At 69.0% G+C, this 16,491-nt stretch carries 8 protein-coding genes; 6 read left to right on the top strand and 2 right to left on the bottom strand.

Going from position 1 to position 16,491, the window contains the following annotated elements; translation table 11 throughout:
- Positions 1-1,549: fibronectin type III domain-containing protein (locus IT359_19830; GenBank protein ID MCC6931249.1), on the bottom strand; the 1,549-nt coding region annotated here is incomplete at its 3' end.
- Positions 1,550-3,643: 2,094 nt separating this feature from the next.
- Here IT359_19830 and IT359_19825 point away from each other — a divergent pair.
- From IT359_19825 to IT359_19805, 5 genes are all read left to right on the top strand, one after another.
- A complete protein-coding gene (locus IT359_19825) occupies positions 3,644-7,657 on the top strand; it encodes an AAA family ATPase (GenBank protein ID MCC6931248.1) in 4,014 nt (1,337 codons plus the stop codon).
- 141 nt (positions 7,658-7,798) lie between these two features.
- The gene (locus IT359_19820; protein ID MCC6931247.1) at positions 7,799-9,406 is read left to right on the top strand and encodes a DUF1800 domain-containing protein; all 1,608 of its coding nucleotides are present in this window, start codon (positions 7,799-7,801) and stop codon (positions 9,404-9,406) included.
- Positions 9,407-9,426: 20 nt separating this feature from the next.
- A complete protein-coding gene (locus tag IT359_19815; GenBank protein ID MCC6931246.1) occupies positions 9,427-10,788 on the top strand; it encodes a DUF1501 domain-containing protein in 1,362 nt (453 codons plus the stop codon).
- A gap of 68 nt (positions 10,789-10,856) precedes the next feature.
- Complete coding sequence (locus IT359_19810) at positions 10,857-11,348, top strand: hypothetical protein (GenBank protein ID MCC6931245.1); 492 nt, start codon at positions 10,857-10,859, stop codon at positions 11,346-11,348.
- A gap of 7 nt (positions 11,349-11,355) precedes the next feature.
- On the top strand, positions 11,356-12,561 hold the full coding sequence (locus IT359_19805) for a hypothetical protein (GenBank protein ID MCC6931244.1): 1,206 nt from the start codon (positions 11,356-11,358) through the stop codon (positions 12,559-12,561).
- Positions 12,562-12,566: 5 nt separating this feature from the next.
- Here the strand turns inward: IT359_19805 and IT359_19800 are convergent, their stop codons facing one another.
- Entirely contained in the window at positions 12,567-13,175 is a 609-nt protein-coding gene (locus IT359_19800; protein ID MCC6931243.1) for a DUF2238 domain-containing protein, read from the bottom strand.
- Positions 13,176-13,467: 292 nt separating this feature from the next.
- Here IT359_19800 and IT359_19795 point away from each other — a divergent pair, with 292 nt between their 5' ends.
- Positions 13,468-15,909 (top strand): ABC transporter permease, encoded by a 2,442-nt coding sequence (locus tag IT359_19795; protein MCC6931242.1) that lies wholly within the window; start codon positions 13,468-13,470, stop codon positions 15,907-15,909.
- Positions 15,910-16,491 lie beyond the last annotated feature (582 nt).

Here is a 16,491-nt window from a genome sequence, read left to right as displayed (position 1 = left end):
GACCGCTCGATGTCGTCGCCCACTCCAGTTCATAGCTCGTCTCGTTTGCCACGTCGCTCCAACGCACGTCGATGTCGCTCGACGACGTTGCCACTGCCACGACGTTCCCCGGAACGGCCGGGATTCCCCCCGGCGTGGTCGCACACGGCGTCGTCGACCAGGCCGAGGGCCCCGCAGCGCTCACGGCCCGCACCCGGTAGCAGTATTGCGTGCCTGGGGAAAGGTTCACGGCATCCGAGTGACTGTACGCGGTCACGTTGGCTGCGAGCGTGGTCAGGGGGACGAAGCTCGGCCACTGCCCACCTTGCACCTGCACCTCGTAGCTCGTCTCGCCCGTCACGTCGGACCAGCTCACGTCGATGCGACTCGATGACATTGCCGCTGCCACGACGTTACCCGGAACGGCCGGGATTCCCCCCAGCGTGGTCGCACACGGCGTCGTCGACCAGGCCGAGGGCCCCGCACCGCTCACGGCCCGCACCCGGTAGCAGTACTGCGTGCCGGGGGCCAGGTTCACGGCGTCCGAGTGACTGTAGGCGGTCACATTGGCCCCGAGCGTCGTCAGCGCCACGAAACTGGGCCACTGCCCACCTTGCACCTGCACCTCGTAGCTCGTCTCGCCCGTCACGTCGGACCAGCTCACGTCGATCGCGCTCGAAGACGTTGCCACGGCCACGACGTTCCCGGGAACGGCCGGGATTCCCCCCAGCGTGGTCGCACACGGCGTCGTCGACCAGGCCGAGGGCCCCGCAGCGCTCACGGCCCGCACCCGGTAGCAATACTGCGTGCCGGGGGCCAGGTTCACGGCGTCCGAGTGACTGTACGCGGTCACGTTGGCCGCGAGCGTGGTCAGGGGGACGAAGCTCGGCCACTGCCCGCCTTGCACCTGCACCTCGTAGCTCGTCTCGCCCGTCACGTCGGACCAGCTCACGTCGATCGCGCTCGAAGACGTTGCCACGGCCACGACGTTTCCCGGAACGGCCGGAATTCCACCCAGCGTGGTCGCACACCGCGTCGTCGACCAGGCCGAGGGCCCCGTGGCGTTCACGGCCCGCACCCGGTAGCAATACTGCGTGCCCGGGGCCAGGTTCACAGCATCCGAGTGACTGTACACGGTCACGTTGGCCGCGAGCGTGGTGAGGGGGACGAAGCTCGGCCACTGCCCGCCTTGCACCTGCACCTCGTAGCTCGTCTCGCCCGTCACGTCGGACCAACCCACGTCGATGCGACTCACCGACAGCGCGGTCGCACTCACGCCAACCGGCGTCGGCGGGACGGTCCCTACCGTCAGCGTGGTCGCACACGGCGTCGTCGACCAGGGCGAGGGCCCCGTGGCGTTCACGGCCCGCACCCGGTAGCAATACTGCGTGCCCGGGGCCAGGTTCACAGCATCCGAGTGACTGTACGCGGTCACGTTGGCCGCGAGCGTGGTCAGGGGAACGAAGCTCGGCCACTGCCCGCCTTGCACCTGCACCTCGTAGCTCGTCTCGCCCGTCACGTCGGACCAGCTCACGTCGATGCGACTCGGCGACAGCGCGGTCGCGCTCACGCCTACCGGCGTCGGCGGGACGGTACCCGCGCTCGGTGTCGTGACGCAGACAGGCGAAGATGTTGCACTCACGTGCGACACGTTATCCGTCGCGTACGCCCTGAAGCAGTACTGCGTGTTGGCAGAGGGCGCGGAGTACGCGATGTTACCGCTATTGTACGTTGAGGGACTCCCGCCGATCTGGATGACCTGAGCAGGCGTCCACGTCCCACCAGCGACTGACACCTCGGCGGTTGCACCATTCAATCCAGACGTGCCGACGCCAGGATCGCTTGCATATACCGAGAACAGCACGGTGCCGGCAGCTCCGTTCGCAACCGAGGTGACACTGATGGTTGGCGCTGTTACATCGACGCTGACGTACTTCGTCTGGGTATCGAATCGGTCGTCCGGCAGAAAGTCGATATCCCTGTACAACTCGATCACATAACTATTGCCAACGCTTTCTGCGTTCGGTTGGTAGACGCCCAGATTCCAGGAATAGGTGCCGGTAGCTGGCAAGGCCTGGTGCGAACTCTCGTTGGTACCCACGGCTCCGAAGTACACCTGCCAGGGAAAGGCCGGCTCGGCAGCCACCTTGACGTAGAATGTGCCGGCAGCGGACCCGTAGCTTCGCGCGACGACCCAGTGCGTCCAGGCGACGCTGGCCTCCTTGTTCCACGCTACGCCGTTCCGATTGTAGACGCTGGAACTGATCGATTCGATCGTTGCACAGTACGACCCAATGCACACTCCCTGAGCAGTCGCACCGCCGGACGCGGCGATGTCTGTCGCATTGAGCTGTGCAAGTTCGCCTGCTTGAATCGTTCCATCGTTGAGCGCCGCAGCTTCGATCGCCCGCAATCTCTCGAGCGCCGTGGCGACGGCCGTCGGCGAGACGCTTGCGCTCCGCAGGAGGGTTGCCTCGATGGCCTGCAGCTCTTGCATGCGAACGACCAGTCCCTGCTTGGCTCTCAGTAGCGCGACATGTTGGAGCAGGAGTCGACTGATACGGCTCCGGTGCGCGTCCGACTCGATCCCGCGCCACGCCGCTTCTGTCTCAGCGACCGTGCCGGCAGGTTCGAGCGCCCAAAGCGTTCGCCTCCTGCCAACATCGTCTCCTACGGACGGCGTCTGCGCGAACGTCGCAGTGAGTGGAAGCGCCATGATCGCCGTCATGACACGCAGGATGCGAAGTGCTCGATATGCCTTGTGCATGATCAGAGAACCGTTTGAGAGTCCATCGCGTGAATACAGAGATGCTGCGGCAACCAGGCGAGCCACGTCTCTCGGTCAGGCCACGTGCGCCGTCTGCGCCTTTCGTCGACGCACGCTGACCCGTCGCGCGCGACTCGCTCGCGCCTTACCGGCCTTTTCGCTAGTGATCGTGACCCGTTCCCGTCAGACGCGCGTCAGCGACTCCGATTGATGGGTGCGTCGAACCAGATCGCATCGTCGCGTTACGATCGCGTAAGCGTCTCCTGAATCAGCCGCGCGCGACGCATGAGGCGACTTCGAGTACGCCTCGGGCGCACCGTAACGTCCATGAACACGATCGATCCCGAAACGGCCGACGGCGTGCTCAGAGCTCCCGCGCACCGACTCTCGGGAGCTGCCGAAGGGAACCGAGTGAATCGATCGACGACTAATCGGGGGTTCGCGTGCGCAACGCTCGACGCTGCCTCATGTTGCGCCGCACAGCGGATTCGTTCCAGTTCGATCCACTCCCAGCGTCAGAAGGCACCTCGTTAGTACAGCGAGCACCCGTCCGAACGCCTCGTTCACGATCGTCATGAATCACCATGTAGTGTGACCAGCCGCGCTGGCGGTGCGCCGAGCGTATCGTGCGCGAGATTCGTTCATGCCGTCGCACCGGAGCACGGCTTCTCCACCTTCTCGAGATTTGCGCGATCGCCTTTCGCGCGCCGACGCGCTTCTCGCGCCACAGAACCGCCCGGCGCGGACGACGGCGACCGCAATTCGTCGTCTGACGCTCGTCTGACGCGTCCCGAGAGGTTGTGGCACATCAAGGATTCGCGCATCTCCGCTCTCGCCTCTTATGTTCGTCACGAAGCGTTCCGCTCCAGCTTTCAGTACTGGCGACACCTGACACCCGTGCTCCTTCGCACCCTGGGCACCGTCGACCTGCGCGAGTCAGGATCGGAGACCCCGGTCCTCGTACTCGGCAAGCCGCTCGCGCTGCTGATCTTCCTCTCGGCGGCCCCCGGGCGCACCGCCTCGCGCTCGCTCCTCATCTCGCTCCTCTGGTCGGACCTCGAGAGCGACGCCGCCAAGCACGCGCTGCGGCAAACCATCTGGTACATCCGCCGCAAGGTGGGGCGCGAACTCCTCGCCGCGCTCGGCGACTCGCTGCAACTCGTCCCCGACGTCGCCGTCGACCGCGATGCCCTCCTCGCGGCGTCGAGCGCCGGCGAACACGCCACGGTCGTCGCCAGGTACACCGGGCCCTTCGTCCCCAACTTCGCCACGCCGGGGGGGAGCGGCTTCGAGGATTGGTGCGCCCTCGAGCGCCGGCGCCTGCTGCAGGTCTTTCGTCACGCTGCCGAGGCGACCATCGCCGAGCAGCTGGCCAAGGGACAGGCGCGCGCGGCGGTCGATCTCGCGCGGCGCCTGCGCGACCAGGATCCGTACGACGAGAACGGGTGGCGCCTGCTGCTGGAGGCGTGTACCTCGGCCAACGACACGCTCGCCGCGCGCGCCGAGGGCGAGGCACTGGCGCAGTTCGCGGAGCGCGAGGAGTTGCAGCTCGAACCGGCCACGCGCGCGCTGCTCAGGCTCGCGCGCGCCGCACCGGGTGAGCGCCACACCCCCGATGGCACATCGGCCGCGCCGCTGCAGGCGGGGACGCTCGTGGGGCGCGAACTCGTCTTCTCCCAGTTGTTGGCAGCGTGGGATGAGGTGAAGGAAGGTGGGCGGCGGCGCATCCACATCACCGGTCGCGCCGGGATGGGAAAGTCGCGCCTCCTGCGCGACCTGGAGGCGCGGTTGCGGGCAATGCGTGCCAAGGTGGCGGTGGTGGGTGGGACGTACGGCGCGCGCGACGTGGCATTTGCGCTGGCGGGTGAGTTGGCCGCCGCACTGGCGCGCCTCCCCGGTCGTCAGGCAGTTGCTCCTGCAACGGCGGCAACGCTGGTGGAGCTCAATCCGTCGCTCTCGACCTGGTTCGAGACGGCGCCCAGGGTCTCGTCGCTCGAGGATCAACTGCGCGCGCGCGCGCAAGCGATGCGCGAACTGGCGCTCGCGGTGGCGTACGAGCATCCCATCGCTATCCTGATCGACGACCTGCACTGGGCGGACGAACCGTCGCTGGCGCTCCTCGGCGCCTTGGCCGACGGGCTGGGCGAGGCGCGCGTGCTGCTCGTGACGACGGGGCGCACGGAAGCGCGCCAGGTCGCGGTGGCCTCGCACGCCGAGACGCGACACATCACGCTCGCCCCGCTCACGGCGGCGCAGGTGGAGGAACTCGTCCTGTCGATCGCCGCGCTGCCGGCCGAGGGATGGGGGAGCCTGTTTGCCGGCGAGCTGTGGCGCACGTCGCGCGGCTCGCCGCTGCTGGCGCTGGAGACGTTGCAGCTATTGGAGGAGCGGGGGGTGCTGCAGCGCGCCGACGGCGCGTGGCGCTCCAACGCTCCGGATGCGCTGCTGGCCGAGCTGCGCTCGGGCGACGCGCTGCGCGGGCGGCTCGAGGACCTGGAGCGGGGCGACAAGTGGCTCCTCACGCTGCTTGCGGCTGCCGGTGCCCCGCTCGACGAGCCGACACTGGTCGCGGCGAGCGAGCGTCCGGCCCAGGAGGTGCACGACCGCTTGCGCTGGCTGGAATCGCGCGGCGTCGTCGTCGCTGTGGACGACAGTTGGCGCATGGCGCACGACGAGATCGGGGACGAGGTCCTGCGCCTTGCCAACGTGGACGGGATCGCGACGGCGGCAACCCGGCTCGGCGCCGCGATGCTGATGCGCGACTCGAACGACGAACGGCAGGTGCGGCGTGCAGCGCAGCTGCTGCGAAACGCGGGCGACGACGCATCGCGCGCCGAGGTGTTCCGTCGCTTCGCGCGCCAGCGCTTCGTCATGGGCGACCGGCGACCGCTGCGGGCGCTGGCGGTCGACCTGTTTGGCCCTACAACGCGAGAGCGGGACCTGCACGCCGTGGTGCGCGCGGCACCGCTGAGCTGGCGATTGGGGCTGGTGTCGCCCTTGCGACGTGGCGTGACGGCGCTGGGGGCGCTGTTGCTGCTGGCGGTTGGCGCCTACGCGATGACGCGGCGCCCAGCGGTGTCGCCGCCGGATGCGGTGCTGGGGCTGGCGATCCTCGATCCCTCGGGGCGCGTGACCTTCCGGCAGGCAGAACTGCGCGAGGAGGGCTGGAGCCCGCTGGAACCGCTGGAGACACGGCCGTGGACGGTGATTCCACCGGTGCAGCTGGAGACGCGCCACAGCTTCGACATCGTCAAACGTCCGGGGCACGACGAGGTCCTCATCACGCACGCCGTCAACGACTCGGGGACGATCGACCTGTTCCTGTTCGGCGCACGCGGTTTCATACGCCGCGTGTCGTCGGCCCCTGGCGACGACGGCCACGCGCGCTTCTCGTCGAACGGTGAGCGCCTGGTGTTCAACACGGCGCGCTGGGACTCGCTCAGCCACTATGACCTGGCGCTGTACGACTTCGGCACCGGCGCAACCTCGGCACTCACGGTCGGTTCCGGCTCCGACGACACTCCGATGTGGAGCCCATCCGGCGCCTCGATCGCGTTCTCGCGCGCAAACTGGGGAGTGCGACCAAACGAGCTGTGCCGTCTCGACATCGCGCTATCACTTCTCGATTGCCGAGCCTTCGCCGAGGCAGAGGATGTCGCGGTGGCCGGTTGGATGGATGAGGAGCGGGTGCTCGTGTATCTGGTCGAGAAGGGAAGAGAGGCACTCTACGTGTACCAGTGGTCCTCCAGCGAACGTTCACTCGTCAAGGACGGGCCGGCACAGCGCTATCACGCGAGTCCTGACGCGCGCTGGATCTACTGTGACTGCGAGGCGCGCGCCGATGGTGCACGACTCCGCATGGTGTTCCCCAGCCAGGCGGCGACACTCAGCCGGCCGTTGCGTCTGGACGGAGTAGGAGAGCGCAGCACCGTCTATCCATTCTGGATCTCGGGCCAGGAATCGCGGGAATCACAGGCGCAACGCCTGACGCTCTCCGGGCCATCCATCGCCAACGCGGGAGTGCCGACGCGCTTCCGCGCGAAGCTCACCGATGCTCGCGGCCGTGAGCTCTCGTTTCTCGGCGGCCTTCGATGGACACTGCGCGACACGGCGGGAGGGCAGATCGACTCGCTCTCGGGAGAACTGCTGCTCAACGGGCGTCGCGAACACGTCACCGTCCTCGCGCGCTCGGGCAACGTCGCGCGCGACTCGCTCACCGTCACACTGGGCACGCCGCCCACCGCGCCGCGCCTGGTGGAGGACTGGTCGGATTCGACACTCTCCCGATGGTTCAGCTTTGGTCGGCCCCGTCCATCGGTGGTGGCGGTCCCCGGTGAAGGCTGGGCGATGCTCAACAACGGGGAGGGATCGTTCGTCAGTGGTGTGCTTTCGCGTGCACCCTTCGATGCCACGCGGGGGCTGGCCGTCGACCTTCGACTCTCGGGAGCCATTACCCGACTTCAGTGGCAGACCATCTCCCTGACGCTCTTCCGCACGGTCGACACACTCGCCTACGCGCGTGCGTTGGGGACCGAAGTCACTCCCAGTTCGTCAGACTCGGACGCTCTCTGCAGCGTCGGTTACGGGATCGAGGGGAGGAGGCAAGGAAGAATGCCCTATGTCTCCTTCGTCGGTGCCTCCACGTTGGCGCTCGCACCTCCAGACGCTCGGATCTTCGATGGCGCCTGGGCAACGATTCGACTGCAACTCCTCCCCGACGGCCGGTGCGGCGTAGCGATCGACGGCGTTCCGCTCGCCATCGTCCGGAGTTCCGGCCCCCCGTCGACCGAAGCGCGGGTGCAAAGTGATGGAAACTCACGCGCCACGCGCATGCTGGTGGGGCGCATGACGGTCTACGAGGGAGTCCCCGCCGACATCGACTGGCGAAAGGCGCGCACCGTGATTCCGTGAACCGGTGCGCGCGCGGCGGCTTTCCTGCGGGAATCGCCGTTTGCGCCCGACCTGTGCGCCACGTCGCATTCTCTGGCGGCGGCTGACGGTTATTGTGGAGGTCGTTCTCCCGACCTCCCTGCAACCCACCGAGCTCCCCCGATGCCAGAGCGCGTGACCGAACCGCCGCCGCCAGCTGCCGCGCCGTCGGACCAGGAGGAGTTCGTCCTCCCCGAGCCGATCGTCCCCACCGAGTCGCGCCGCGCCTTCCTCGGGCGGGGCGCCGCCGCCGTCGCCGCCTCCGCGCTCGCCGGCTCCGTTGCATCTGCCGCCGCCCCCCGCGAGGCACAGGCGCAATCGCGCGCCCCGTACGGCGCCCTCATCGAACGGCTGGGGCAGCGCGCCGAGTGGAAGGACCTCGATTTGCGCCTCCTCCGGCGCGTGACGATGGGGATGACCGCGGCCGACGTGACCGCGATCAAGTCGCTCGGCTTCGACCGCTACCTCGAGGAGCAGCTCAACCCGGGGACGATCGACGACTCGGCGGCCGATACGCGCATCCATTCGCGCTACCCGCAGTTCTTCTACACGCAGGCCGAGTTGCTGGCCCGCGACTCCACGTACTGGCAGGACGTGGTGGGGGCGTCCAACCGGGCCATCGTCGAGCGCGCCGCCTTCTCCCGCCGTCAACTGCAAGAGCGGATGACGGAGTTCTGGAGCGACCACTTCAACATCGCGCAGGCCACACCACGCCTGGTCGACTACCGCGACGTGGTCCAACGGCACGCGTTAGGCAACTTCGGCGACATGGTGCGCGCCTCGATGCGCTCCCCCGCCATGCTCATCTACCTGGACCAGGTGTGGAGCACCAAGTGGGGAGTGAACGAGAACTACGCCCGCGAGCTGATGGAGCTGCACACCGTGGGGTGGAACGGCGGCTACACACAGGCCGACGTCCACGAGTTCGCGCGCGTCCTCACCGGCTGGACCATCGACAACAACCGCAACTTCCAGTACCGCGCCGACTATCACGACTTCAACGCCAAGACGGTGATGGGGATGACCTTTCCGGCGCGCACGCCGGCGGGGGGGACGGCGGGGATGGACGAGGCGATCAACTTCGGCGAGTACCTCATCGCGCACCCGGCCACCGCGCGCTTCATCGCCACCAAGCTCCTCAAGTGGTTCCTCCGCCCCGACCCCTCCAGCGCGCAGGTGAACGCGGTCGCCGCGGCCTACACCACCACGAAGGGTGACATCAAGGCGATGCTGCGCGTGATCCTCACGCCCAACAACCTCGCGAATGCGCCGGCCAAGCTGAAGCGCCCCTTCCACTACTACGTCTCGGCGCTTCGCGCGACCGGCGTCTCGGTGGACCCGTGGACCGACTGGACTAACTGGGAAGGGATTGGCGGCGCGCTGTGGGACCTCGCGCACCAGCACTTCCAGTGGCCCACCCCCGACGGCTACCCCGATCGTGCCGAGTACTGGGCGGGGCTCATGGTGAACCGCTGGAACGCCGTCTCGTCCATCGTGGGCAACTGGGGACAGGTGGGGCAGTACCCGCGCTTTGCCGCCAGCAGCTACATGGCAACACCCACCGCCACCGCGATCGTCTCCGAGATCAACCGCCGGATGTTCGGCGGCGAGATGACGGTCGCCCTCTCCGGTGAACTCACGAGGTGGCTCCAGGTGAACCCGAACAGCCAGAGCCGCGTGCAGTCGGCCGTGTACTATGCCGCCTGCTCTCCCGAGTTCCAGTACTACTGAGCCTCGCCTCCCACCACGACATGACGCATCACTCGGACGACTGCGGGTGCCAGGAGTACCGCGAGCTTTCCCGCCGCGGCTTCGTGACGGCGACCGGATTGCAGGTGGCGGCACTGGCGATGCCGGCGGGCGTTCCCGCCTGGCTCCCCAAGGTGCAATACGCCGCCAGCGCCAACTCCTCGCGCGACGTGCTGGTCTCGATCTTCATGCGCGGCGGCGCCGACGGGCTCACGCTCGTGGCCCCGTTCGGCGACCCTGCCTACTACCTCGGGCGCCCGAGCATCGCCGTCCCCCGCCCCGACTCGTCCAGTGCCGTGCGTGGCACCGCGCTGGACAACTTCTTCATGCTTCCGCCGGGGATGAAGGCGCTGTACCCCGCCTACCTCGCCAACCAGCTGCTCGTGGTGCACGCGACGGGGCAGAAGGCGACCAACTCGCGCTCGCACTTCGAGGCCGAGCGGTACCTGGAGGCGGGCAAGCCGGCCGACTACAGCATTGCCACCGGATGGCTGGCGCGACACCTCATGACGTCGACACCGGCCGCGGCTAACGCGCCATTGCGGGGGATCTCGCTCTCGTGGGGGGGAACGCGCCTCACGCTGACGGGGGCGCCCAAGACGCTCCCCATCCCCGACCCGGCGAACTACCGTCACCTCGCACCCGACGCCACGGTGCTCGACCGGCTCTACGCGACCGGGTGGGCGCCGGTGCGCGACTCGGCCAAGGACGCCTTGCGCACCGTGGCGCTGCTGCAGGGGATCGGCTTCTCTCGTTATGCACCGGCCAACGGCGCGGTGTATCCCGACACCGACTTCGGGCGGGGGCTGCGGTCGCTGGCGGCGATCATCAAGGCCGACTCCGGGGTGGAAGCGGCACACATGGACATCGGCGGGTGGGACACGCACGCCAACCAGGGGCCCACCAACGGGCAGATGCATGACCTGATGTCCGACTTCGCGGGCTCGCTGGGCGCGTTCTGGGCCGACGTCTGCCAGGGGGCCGCCAGCCACAACGTGACCGTGGTGGCCGTGTCGGAGTTCGGGCGCAACGTGCGCGAGAACGGGTCGCAGGGCACGGACCACGGGCGGGCGAGCGTGGCGTTCTTCATGGGACAGGGGATCGCCGGTGGGCGCGTCCTTTCCCAGTGGCCCGGGCTCGACCGCGCGGTGCTCGAAGACGGGCAGGACCTCAAGGTCACGATCGACCATCGCGACCTGCTCGCCGAGGTGGTGAAGTACCGGCTCGGCAACCCGAACGTATCGACGATCTTCCCGAACTACGTCCCCGTCGACCGTGGCGTAACGACCTCCGGCCCTTCCGCCACCGTCACCGTCCGCCAGCCGCAATTGCAGGTGAAACCCCGCGCCGCTTCGCGCAGGTAGAGCCCGCGACGCGGCCCAAGCCGCGTCGCACTCCCGTCTCCCCTCTCCCGTCCCCCGTCCGCCCTTCCATGATTCCTCGCCTGCTCACCACAATTTGTCTCCTCATCCTCGCCGCCTGTCGCGGCCCCGCCGGTGCCATGGGACCGCAAGGGCCCGCCGGACAGACGGGGGCGACCGGGGCCACTGGCGCCACCGGGGCAACGGGCGCGACTGGCGCCACCGGACCACAGGGGGCAACGGGGCCGCAGGGGGCCACCGGGCCACAGGGGCCCGCCGGACCGACCGGCCCCGCCGCCAATCGCATGCAGGCCACCGGGCGCTTCGACGCCACCGGCGCCTTCACCATGCCACTCCCAGCGAGCGCCGTGGCCAACGGGCAGCTCCCCATCATCGCCTGCTACGTGAGCACCAACCAGCAGACGTGGATCTCGGTGGCCCAGGTCCCGGTATCGGCGAGCGACACGTACTGCGGCGTCACGGGGATCGGCACGGCGTCGCCCGGGGTGACGCTCATCAACGGCCTCCTGGACGACTACTACTACATCGTCGCGATCTGGTAGTCGCCGAGTGTCGTTAGGCATGGGGAAGCGCGTGGAGGGCGTGCAGCTGGCGAGGCGCGCCGTGTGCGTCGCGCCACTGCGCGCCCTCATCGGGTCCCGTCGCGTCGTCGCCGCCCTCGTCGCGACGCTCGGCGCGTGCAGCGGCGACGGCGGCGGCACTTCGGCCCCTCCGGCGCTCGTCATCACGACCGCCGCCGCGCTCCCCGAGGCGATGGTTGGCGCCGCCTACGACGTCTCGTTCGCCGCTACCGGGGGGTCGGGGAGCTACGCGTGGGAGGTCGCCACGCCGCCGCTCCCGGCCGGGCTCACCCTGGAGGGCGTTGGGCGCCTGCACGGGACCCCGACCGACACCGGCACGCACGCCTTCTCGCTACGCGTCGTCAGCGGGAGCGCGACGCGCACGGCCACGTTCCAGCTCCGCGTGGCCCCGCCCCCGTTGCAGCTGTTGCCGGCCACCCTCCCCGAAGCCACGGTCGGCTCGCCGTACGTGCAGTTCCTCGACGCCGTCGGCGGCGCGGGGCCGGTGGTGTGGGCGCTCGCCAGCGGCACACCGCCCCCCGGCATCGCACTCTCCGCCGCCGGACTCCTCTCGGGAACGCCCACCGCGCTGGGCAGCGCCGCCTTCCGCGTTCGCGCCACGCGCGGCGCGCTCACCGCCGAGCGCGACTACACCCTGCTGGTGGCGCCCGCGCCGCTCTCGATCGGCACCGCGTCGCTTCCCGCCGCCAAGGTGGGCGAGGCGTACAGCGTGCAGCTCGACGCCATCGGCGGGAGCGGCGGCAATAGCTGGAGCGTGAGCGCCGGCGCGCTCCCCGGCGGTTTGCAGCTCACGGCGGCCGGCGCGGTCGACGGGACGCCAACGGTCGCTGGCGACTTCGCCTTCACCGCGCGCGTGGTGAGCGGCGCGCAGCAGGCCACGCGCGCGCTTACGCTCAGCGTCGCCCCCGCCGGCTACCCATCCGCAGCGACCGTCACCATGCCGGCCAACGTCTTCGTCCCCTTCCTCGTGCAGTTGGCGCGCGGCGGCACGGTGACGTGGGTCTTCGGGAGCGACGCGCACAACGTGATCTTCGCACCTGCCGCCGGGGCACCGGCCGACATCAACATCGTCACCAACGTCTCGATCGCCCGCACCTTCCCCACCGTGGGGAACTTCCGCTACGACTGCACGATCCACCCGGGGATGAACGGCGTGATCGAGGTGAAGCCCTAGAGGTGCTACCGCAGCCGTTCCATCTCGCGATCATGCCATCGTGAGAGCAGCAGCATCGCCAGCGTCGACCCAAGCAGGGCGTACCACATGTCGGACTGTGTGTCCCACACGTATCCCTGCGTCCCCAGAAACTCCTCGGCCCCCTGCCCCAGCGCCAGCGCCGCCCCCCACTCCACCAGTTCGTAGCAGGCGCTGATCGCCATCGCCACGCAGATGCTGAGGAAGGCCAGCATCTTCTTCCCGTTCACGTGCTTCCCGCGCCACAACACCTCGCGCGCGACCATCGCCGGGACGAATCCCTGCGCGAAGTGCCCGATCTTGTCGTACGGATTGCGGCTCGCCCCAAGCACCTCCTGCATCCAGAAGCCCAGCGGGACGCGCGCGTAGGTGTAGGCGCCGCCCACCAGCAGGATCACCGCGTGCACGAAGACGAGCACGTAGAGCAACCGCGTGAGCGGGAAGCGTCGGTACGTGAGCACCATCACTGGGACCGCGATGAGGATCGGCGCCACTTCCATGATCCATGTGCCGCGCTCGTAGGGCGCAATTCCCGACCAGGCCAGGAGCGCCGCCAGGACCAACGCCAGCGTGAGGACGAGGGTGCGATCGTTCATGCGATCGATGGGGGTGGTGTGGGATGGGCCGTAGAGACAAAGCGCGCCGCGGCGTCGTCAGGCAGAAGTTGGGGCTGGAACATCTCCTCGGCCAGCTGAGTTCTCTTCGTGCCGGCCGACACTCCCTGCCGTCGCGCACGGGCGGGTCCCCCGGTTGGGGCCGGGCGTGCAAGGGGACTAACCAAGCGCGATTCCCCCGACTAATACTCGTAGGGGCCTGCCTTCTGGACGGCACGCGCTCCTGCAATCGCAAACGCACGGCACGCATCACGCCCCCTCCGTGAGCTTCCCGATGCCACTCGCAGACCTTCGCTTCGCCCTGCGCTCGCTCGCGCGCGCCCGGGGATTCTCGCTCACCGTCATCCTCACGCTCGCCCTGGGGATCGGTGCCAACACCGCCATCTTCAGCGTGGTGCGCGGCGTCCTCCTCAAGCCGCTCCCGCATCGCGACGGCGAGCGCCTCGTCTACCTCCGGCAGAGCATCTCGGGACCAGGCGGCGATAACATCCGCTTCTCCGTTCCCGAGATCCTCGACTTCCGCAACGGCGCCAGGACGCTCAAGGGGATCGCCGAGTACTCGGGGGTCCTCCTCACGCTGCAGGGGGAGCGCGATGCGGTGCGCATGCAGGTCGGGCTCGTCACGGGCAACTACTTCAGCGTGATGGGGCTCTCCCCCATCCTGGGGCGTGCGCTCAACGACGGTGACGATGGCACGGGCGTTCCTCCCGTCGTCGTCCTCACGCACGAGTACTGGCTGCGCCGCTTCCTCGGCGACTCGAGCATCGTCGGCAAGACGCTTCGCATCGACGGGCGCGCGGTGGAGGTGGTCGGGGTGTTGCAGCCGGCGCCGACCTTCCCCGAACGGATGGACGCGCTGATGAACATGGTCATCAGCGAGCATCACACGAGTGCGATGATGGTGCACGGGCGCACGCACCGCATGACCGACATGATCGCGCGGCTGGCGCCGGACGCCACGGTCGAGCAGGCCCGCACCGAGGTGGCCACCATCCGCACGCGGGTGGAGAAGGAGTTTCCCGAGTCGTACGATGCGGCGTCGAACTTCAAGGTCGAGGTCCTTCCCTTCGTCGACGTCCTCGGCGAGCGGGCGCGCCTCACGCTCTGGCTCCTGATGGGGGCGGCGGCCTTCGTGATGATCATCTCGGCGGCCAACGTGGCCAACCTCTCGCTCATGCGCGGCGTGCGGCGCGAGCACGAGCTCACCGTGCGCTCCGCGTTAGGCGCAGGGACTGGGCGGTTGCGCCGTCTTCTCCTGGTGGAGAACCTCGTGCTCGCCTTCGCGGGGGCGGTGCTGGGGCTCGCGATTGCCTACGGCGGGGTGCGCCTCCTCGCGGCGTTCGCCGAACGGTACTCGCCGCGCGCCAACGAGATCGCGATCGACGGCGTGGTGCTCGCCTTCACCCTCGCGCTGACGCTCGTCGTGGCCGTCCTCACCTCGTTCGCCCCGCGGCTCGCTGCCGAGGGGAAGCTGGGGGCGCTCATTGCTGCTGGCGGGACGCGGTCGAGCGGGAGCGCGGCGCGCCAGCGGTTGCAACGCTCGCTGGTGGTGGCGCAGGTCGCCGTCTCCGTGGTGCTGCTGACGGGGGCCGGGCTGCTCACGCGGACCATGTTGCAACTGGCGGACGTGAAATCGGGGCTCACCGCCGAGGACGTGTTGACGATGGAGGTCCCGCTCTTCGGCGCCGGGCGCAGCGACGCCGACACCAAGGCGCTCTACGGTCGCATGCGCGACGCCGTGCTCGGCATTCCGGGGGTGCGGCAGGTGGGGGTGGGGTCAACGATGCCGCTCCGCGCCACGCCGTTCCAGCTCGACGTGAAGGGCGAGGGGCGCACGCTTGCCTCGGGCGAGCCGCAACCGCGCGCCGAGTTGCGCACCGCCGACCCGGACTACTTCAAGGCCAGCGGGATCCCGCTCCTCAAGGGGCGCGAGTTCACCTCCACCGACCGCGATTCGTCGCAGAAGGTGGTGGTGATCAACCAGACGTTGGCCGAGTACCTCTTTCCCGGGCTCGATCCCATCGGGCGGCGCGTGGCGTGGACGGGTGAGCTGCTCAAGTTCATTGGCATGAGTGGCGAGTGGCGCACCGTGGTCGGCGTGGTGGGCGACACGCGTGACGGCGGCCTCGACGCGCCGCCGCGCAACGTCGTCTTCGAGCCGTTCACGCAGGAGATGGCCTATGCGGGCGGGCTCGTGATTCGCGGAGCGTCTGATCCAGCCATGCTGGCCAGCGCCGCCACGCGCGCCGTGCGTGCGATCGTCCCGTCGGATCCGATCGAGCACGTGATGACGATCGGCGAGATCAAGGACGAAAGCGTCGCCCCGCGCCGCCTGAACGCCGTGCTCGTCTCGTCGTTCGGCGTGCTGGCCGTCCTGATTGCCGCCGTGGGGATTGCCGGCGTGCTCGCCTTCTCCGTGAGCGCGCGCACCAACGAGATCGGGATCCGCATGAGCCTGGGCGCCGACGGTGGACGCGTGCAGCGCATGATCCTCGCGGAGGGGGGCGTGCTGCTGGCGGCGGGCATCGCGTTAGGCGTGACCGGCGCCGTCCTCGTGAGCCGCCTCATCCGCGGCCTCCTGTTCGGCGTCACGCCGTACGACCCCATCACGCTGCTGGCCGTGGGCGCCGCCATGGTGGCCGTCGGCGTGGCCGCCTGCTGGATCCCGGCGGCGCGCGCGGCGCGTATCGAGCCGATCGTGGCGATGCGGGGGTGAGGGGGGTGGCGCGGAGTGGGGGATGGCCGTGGTCCACCTTGTTGCTGCTGTGTCAGCGTCGTGGCACCCCACCGAGCACGCGCGGTGAGTGCCAAGGCGAAACCTCGGCGTTCCCTGCGGTGATGGATCTCTCGTGCATGCCGGGCACCGGTGCGCGGGTGCCTCTTGACGCAACGAACGCGGGCTGGCGCAGCGGAGGGGGACGGCGGCGCGTTAGGCGGGGCGGCGGCGGGGCGTTAGGCGGGGCGGCGGCGGGGCGAGGGCGGGCCTGAGCGACGGTAACGACAGAAGCTCGACACGGAGGCGCGCGGAGGAGACACGGAGGAGAACCGGAGGAGACACGGAGGCGCACGGAGGAAACTCGGAGGACACTCGGAGGAAACTCGGAGGCAATTCCGAGGCAATTCCGAGGCAATTCCGAGGCAATTCGGAGGACACTCGGAGGTAACTCGCAGGACACTCGGAGGCGACCGAAGGAGTGTCGCGACGCGCCGAACCCAGCCCCCACGCCCACCTTCCCAGCGACAGCTGGGATCCATTTGTCCTCGACACACCCGCGATCGGCCGCCGCGGGCGTCAGTG

The organism is Gemmatimonadaceae bacterium, from assembly GCA_020852815.1.
Taxonomy (GTDB): domain Bacteria; phylum Gemmatimonadota; class Gemmatimonadetes; order Gemmatimonadales; family Gemmatimonadaceae; genus SCN-70-22.
This window is presented reverse-complemented; position numbering and strand designations above follow the sequence as displayed.

Coding starts and splice junctions, on each gene's coding strand:
- IT359_19800 (MCC6931243.1), bottom strand. CDS start 13,175: ATGAACGATCGCACCCTCGTCCTCACGCTGGCGTTGGTCCTGGCGGCG.
- IT359_19810 (MCC6931245.1), top strand. CDS start 10,857: ATGATTCCTCGCCTGCTCACCACAATTTGTCTCCTCATCCTCGCCGCC.
- IT359_19795 (MCC6931242.1), top strand. CDS start 13,468: ATGCCACTCGCAGACCTTCGCTTCGCCCTGCGCTCGCTCGCGCGCGCC.
- IT359_19820 (MCC6931247.1), top strand. CDS start 7,799: ATGCCAGAGCGCGTGACCGAACCGCCGCCGCCAGCTGCCGCGCCGTCG.
- IT359_19815 (MCC6931246.1), top strand. CDS start 9,427: ATGACGCATCACTCGGACGACTGCGGGTGCCAGGAGTACCGCGAGCTT.